Source organism: Spirulina sp. CS-785/01 (assembly GCF_028330525.1).
Classification (GTDB): Bacteria; Cyanobacteriota; Cyanobacteriia; order Cyanobacteriales; family Spirulinaceae; genus JAQMSD01.
The window spans coordinates 1-5,425 of record NZ_JAQMSD010000235.1; the positions used below are offsets into that span (position 1 = coordinate 1).

Annotated in this window: 9 protein-coding genes; 4 read left to right on the forward strand and 5 right to left on the reverse strand. The window is 47.9% G+C overall.

The features are described from left to right. A partial coding sequence (locus PN462_RS15295; protein ID WP_272129506.1) for a hypothetical protein occupies positions 1–180 on the forward strand: 180 nt, incomplete at its 5' end. Here the strand turns inward: PN462_RS15295 and PN462_RS15300 are convergent. From PN462_RS15300 to PN462_RS15310, 3 genes are all read right to left on the reverse strand, one after another. Continuing rightward, a complete protein-coding gene (locus PN462_RS15300) occupies positions 170–778 on the reverse strand; it encodes a Uma2 family endonuclease (protein WP_272129508.1) in 609 nt (202 codons plus the stop codon). The genes PN462_RS15295 and PN462_RS15300 overlap by 11 nt on opposite strands. A gap of 124 nt (positions 779–902) precedes the next feature. After that, on the reverse strand, positions 903–1,193 hold the full coding sequence (locus PN462_RS15305) for a hypothetical protein (protein WP_272129509.1): 291 nt from the start codon (positions 1,191–1,193) through the stop codon (positions 903–905). Positions 1,194–1,360: 167 nt separating this feature from the next. After that, positions 1,361–1,990 carry a MotA/TolQ/ExbB proton channel family protein gene (locus PN462_RS15310; protein ID WP_272129511.1) on the reverse strand — a complete coding sequence of 210 codons (630 nt, stop codon included), beginning with the start codon at positions 1,988–1,990 and terminating at the stop codon, positions 1,361–1,363. A gap of 167 nt (positions 1,991–2,157) precedes the next feature. Between PN462_RS15310 and PN462_RS15315 the strand changes: the two genes are divergently transcribed. The 3 genes from PN462_RS15315 (at position 2,158) to rpsD (ending at position 4,230) form a co-directional block, all read left to right on the forward strand. Then, positions 2,158–2,757 (forward strand): class I SAM-dependent methyltransferase, encoded by a 600-nt coding sequence (locus PN462_RS15315; RefSeq protein WP_272129512.1) that lies wholly within the window; start codon positions 2,158–2,160, stop codon positions 2,755–2,757. Between the two features lie 33 nt (positions 2,758–2,790). Then, positions 2,791–3,366: a Uma2 family endonuclease gene (locus PN462_RS15320; protein WP_272129514.1), complete on the forward strand. Its 576-nt coding sequence runs from the start codon at positions 2,791–2,793 to the stop codon at positions 3,364–3,366. A 255-nt stretch (positions 3,367–3,621) separates the two neighbouring features. Further along, positions 3,622–4,230: a 30S ribosomal protein S4 gene (gene rpsD, locus PN462_RS15325; RefSeq protein ID WP_272129516.1), complete on the forward strand. Its 609-nt coding sequence runs from the start codon at positions 3,622–3,624 to the stop codon at positions 4,228–4,230. A gap of 90 nt (positions 4,231–4,320) precedes the next feature. Here the strand turns inward: rpsD and PN462_RS15330 are convergent, their stop codons facing one another. Beyond that, the gene (locus PN462_RS15330; protein WP_272129517.1) at positions 4,321–5,142 is read right to left on the reverse strand and encodes a COP23 domain-containing protein; all 822 of its coding nucleotides are present in this window, start codon (positions 5,140–5,142) and stop codon (positions 4,321–4,323) included. A 58-nt stretch (positions 5,143–5,200) separates the two neighbouring features. After that, a partial coding sequence (locus PN462_RS15335) for a S26 family signal peptidase (RefSeq protein WP_272129520.1) occupies positions 5,201–5,425 on the reverse strand: 225 nt, incomplete at its 5' end.

A 5,425-nucleotide genomic window follows, 5' to 3' on the forward strand; every position in this document is an offset into this window, starting at 1 on the left:
GACACCGTTGTTTCAGACACTTGTGAGAGACATTTTCTCCCCCTCTCCCAAGGTTGGGAGAGGGGGTTGGGGGGTGAGGGCGACTCCAAACCGCCATATCTCGTTACCCACCTTGACAGGGCTGGGTGGGCAATGCCCACCAACAAAGGTATTGTGGGCATTGCCCACCCTACATCTTAAAGAAAACCCGCTTCAGATTGAGATTAAACCCCGGTAACACCGTTTCCCCAGACAAACTACTGGGGTTTTCCAGTATCTCCACTGCTTGACCTGCACGGTAGATCTCCACTCGTTTATTTTTGGGGTCAATAAGCCAACCTAACTTAGTCCCATTCTGCATATATTCTGCCATCTTGAAACGGAGGTCTTTGAGGGTATCGCTCTTAGAACACAATTCTATGACAAAATCTGGGCATAACGGGATAAAGCCCTCCTGTTGCTCTGGGGTTAGGGCATCCCAACGCTCTTGGCTAACATAAGAAGCATCAGGGGAACGGTTTGCTCCATTGGGTAATTCAAAGCCTGTAGAGGAGTCAAAGGCTTTGCCAAGGGTATCATTAGCTTCCAACCAATTTCCCAATTGGCTCGTAATGCTGAGATTACGACGGCCAGTATTACCTCCAGTGGGTGGATTCACAATTAATTCTCCTGTTGCAGTCCGTTCAAGGCGTAATTCACGGTTCGTCGCTGCTAAAGCCGCAAACTGCTCTGGTGTCACTTGCAGAGCCAGTTCGCGGGGAATTTGAAGGGATAAGGGTTTTAGAGGTGTTTGAACCATAATTGACCTCATGGGGGGATCTGATATTTTTATTCTACTGCGTGCTGAATAAGTCCTAATATCAAATTCGGTTAATCATTATCAAAAGCGAACTGTAGGGGCAATTATGAATTTCCCCTACGCTTTAGTTTCCACATCTCCCACGAGCGCAATTTTTACTCTCATTTCCATTAAGATTAAGCTCTTTTGTTTGAGTGAGGATTTCTGTAGCCCGATCGCACTCTTCGGTTTCTGCTTGCTCTAATAACACTTGAACGGTATGACGAGCTTCTGGGGTTAAATCGTCTTGATTAAGACACCAATCTGTAAACGTCTTAAAGGACTCTGACGGATTTTGAACTTGTGCGATCGCACTGTCAACACTGGCAATCATTCCTAAAATTGCCAAGACCCCAGAATAGATGATTTGCTTCATGATTACTGTCTTCCTTGCCTGCACATCAAACTTTAGTTTAGCCGATCACTTATTCGCAGCAAGAAAAGAAAATTACGCGATCTGGTTGCTCAATGCCCCTTTACCGGAAGGCTATGTTCACTTAGACCTTTAGCTAATTAACAGTTGGTAGGGTGGGCAATTCCCCATTACCGATTCCCCATTACCGATTGCCGATAAAGCAATTCTAATTGACCGCCGGATTCTTGAATAAAAGCGGATTGGCGAAGGTAGAAACTGCGGAATAAATTGGCAAATAAAAGAGTAAAAATGGCCACCACTAAGCCAATAACTGTAGAGACTAACGCTTCGCCAATACCACCTGTCACTTCGGCAGAATTACTCCCCCCAATATCTCCTAATTGGAGAGAAGAAAAAGAACGAATTAAGCCCAAAATTGTCCCTAATAAGCCTAAGAGAGGGGACACTGTAATAATGGTTTCAAAAACTGTATTAAACCGTTTCAGTAGGGGTAATTCGGCTTGGGCGGCGGTTTCTAGGGCGAGGCGGAATTCGTCAGGGGTGGGGCGGTTGAGGAGGAGGGCAGCGAGGAAAATTCGGGCAATGGGGAGATCGGTATTTTGTTTTAACACTTGAATCGCCATTCGCTGATCTTTCTGATAATTTTGTAATACATATTGCACCATTTTTCGTTGTCGGCGGTTAATATTCCACCAAAACAGCAGACGTTCCCCAATTAAGACCATAGATAATATAGAAAAAAGCACTAAGGGAATGGTGACAATTCCGCCTAGTAATAAAATGTTAGAGTTAGACATTTGTTTGGGTAATGGGTAATCGGTAATGCCTTTTCTCAAGCACGGAGACGCTCCGCGTTCACGTAGTGTCTCGTAAGAGAAACGACTTCGCTACCCCTGACGGGACGCTACGCGAACAGGGCAAGGGTAATGGATAATCGGTAATGGGTGATCAACTATCAACTAATATGATTTTTTCTCAAAAAAGACAACTGTTCGATCGCTGGTCTGTGACTTATGATTGGATGTTGCCATCGGTATTGTACCAAGCGGCGCACAAGAGGCTTCTGGAGTTCGTAGAGCTACCGGACGAGGCTCATGTTCTCGACCTCGGATGTGGGACGGCTCGCCTGTTTGACCGCCTTCTAGGGCAATTTCCGGACGTTTCTGGGGTGGGGTTGGATTTGTCACCAGGGATGTTGGCGAAAGCGAGAACTCGCCACCAAAACCGCCCCAATTTACAGTTTGTGGAAGGAAATGCAGAAGACCTCCCTTTTCCTGAAAATACTTTTGATGGGGTATTTTCGACAATCAGTTTCCTCCATTATCCCCACCCCCAACAAGTCTTAGAGGAAATTGGCCGCGTGTTAACCCCCCAAGGCCGCTTTTACTGGGTGGATATTACGGTGCGGGAGGAGTTGCAAGGGTTGCTTCCCCTGTCGAATCGTCGCGTGTTTTTCTATAGTCCCCGACAACGGGATAATTTAGCGAAAGCGTCGGGGTTACGCTGTTTGGGACATCATTATTTATTGGGGTTTGTGTTGTTGACGATCTTGGGTCATGAATAAGGGAGAATGGATAAGAGATCATTGGGATTGATTATGGTGCAAACGACATCTCCCCTGATCACTTTAGACGAATTTCTGGCATCACCAGACGGTCATGATCGTTATGAACTGATTGAGGGAAAAAGGGTTGCTAAGATGTCCCCCCAACGCTTTCACTCGAAAACTCAGCGTGCTTTGTTGCATTTCCTGGAAGACTGGGGAGACTCTCGCGGAGAGGTGGGGATTGAGTGGTCGGTGATTTTAACGAGACGTGGCCAAGATTGGGTCCCGATTCCTGATTTATTGTTTGTGTCCCAAGATCGCTTACCAGAGCATTTGGGAGATGAACCTTGTCCTGTCCCCCCAGATTTAGCCATAGAAATTATCTCACCGGGTCAGAGTTTTGGCGGTATGGCGGAAAAAGCGACGGATTATTTAACCGCCGGGGTGTTGCGAGTTTGGGTGGTCGATCCCCAAGTTCAAAGTATCACGGTCTTTACACCGGATTCGATGCCTAGGACGTATCGGGGCGATCGCATTCTCACTGACCCGGCCTTCCCAGACTTGAGTCTAACCGCCCAAGCTCTCTTTGTCCAAGCAGGATTAGCCGATCCCCCACCGAGTATCTAGATATATCAGTAAACAGTTTGGCTGAAAGCCTTGCTGTGATTATTTTCTGACCTTCTTTTTAGTTAAACAACTTCGGACGCTATCAACTATCAACTGTCAACTATCAACTTAAAATGCTGCTGACTGAATAAAGCGGTTGCCAAACCCAGTCAAACTTTACTATAATTGATCCTTGCGCTTATCATGGTCAATCTAGACTAATAAATTCTAGTTCCCCCTTGTCATTGTTATATAAATTAGGAGAAATAAAGTTGTATGTCTCGTTATAGAGGACCTCGCTTACGGGTTGTGCGTCGCTTGGGCGAATTACCTGGACTCTCTCGGAAAAATGCCCGGCGTTCTTATCCCCCTGGACAACACGGACAAGCTAGACGCAAGCGGTCTGAGTACGCGGTTCGTCTGGAAGAAAAACAAAAGCTCCGCTACAATTACGGGGTTTCTGAGCGTCAGTTAATGAAATATGTCCGTCAGGCCCGTCGAGCCACTCGCTCTACGGGAGAAGCGATTTTACAACTGTTAGAAATGCGCTTAGATAATACGGTGTTTCGCCTCGGAATGGCTGGCACAATTCCAGGAGCGCGTCAGTTGATCAGCCATGGCCATGTCACGGTGAATGGACGGGTGTTAAATATTCCCAGTTATCAATGTAAACCCGGTGATGTCATTGGTGTTCGTGAGCGCGACAAGTCAAAACGCTTAGTCCAAGCAAATATGGAATATCCTGGTTTGGCCAACCTCCCCAGTCACCTAGAATTTGATAAGGAAAATATGGTGGGGAAAGTCAATGGGGTTATTGAGCGCGAGTGGGTCGCATTGCAAATTAATGAACTGCTGGTGGTTGAGTTTTACTCCCGGAAGGTTTAAGGGTTCATAGCAGTTTCCCCCTATTCCCCATACCCAGAAGGGTTTGGCCGCGGCCAAACCCTTCTTTTGCGTTGAATTATTAAATTCGGATTACCGGAAGTTATCGGGGTTTAAGCGACGGCCACCGGGGTTAGAGGTGGGTTGGGAGGCGGGGGCTTGAGAGGGGAGACTATTGCTATTTTGTAGATATGCTCCTGTACCTCCGTCGGAGGGGGCAAGGAAAGGACGCAGGTTAATTGCGCCAGGAGTCCCTAGTTGAATGCCTCCGTCGGAGGAGGAGTTCTCGATATTGAAGATGTCTCCTACTTGTTCGAGAACATTGCCGATGGTGTTGTTGTTCTCCCCAGGGAGGAAGGTGGGAACGCCTTGGGTTTGTTGTCCACTGTCGGCAATGGTTAAGTTACGAAACACGCTATCCCGCACGACTTCGGGGTCTTGTCCAGGGGGGACGGTGAGAACGATACGACAGTTGGGGTCGTCTTGGGTGGTGACACAGAGGATATCGTAGGTGTTTTCAACTCCGGTTCGCAGTTCAACTAACCCGTCGGGCCGATACTGTTCTAACCGTTGGGCAATGACGTTACACCGTTTTTCTGGGGTCCATCCCCCGCCGAGTTGTTGAGGAACTGCCCAAGGATAGGCTTGGTCGGGTTGTTCTTCGGGGGTGTACATGACGGTATATTGACCGTTGGCGGTTGTACAGGTGAACCGGGGATTATCGGCGGTTTCGACGACGACATCTTCGGGTTCTTCCTGTTCTGCGGATTCCTCGCTGTCGCGTTCGGTTTGGGCGAGGAGGGGAACATTATCGAGGTCTGAACCGACTGAGGGTAAAGTCCCTCCGGTTAGGATTAAAAGGGTGGTGAGAGAAATAGCAAGACGGGGAAGTTTGTATTGAGTGGAATGACTCATAGATGGTTGCCTCATGTGGGAAATCGTGTTCTAGACTTAGCGACTGTTGAGACATCATTTATTGTTGAAACAGTCGCTCTGATGGTAGAGCAAGCCCTTGTTTACTGATGATGGTTGCGGGGAGATTGTTCCCGATGGGGGAGGGGGTTTTGAGTAAGTCGAGGCGATCGCTGGGCCAAAAGCGCAGTATGGCGCGGCCTATGACGTTTTCTTGGGGGAGATATCCCCAGATGTGGGAGTCGTTGCTGTTGTTGCGGTTGTCTCCCATGACAAAGAGGTATCC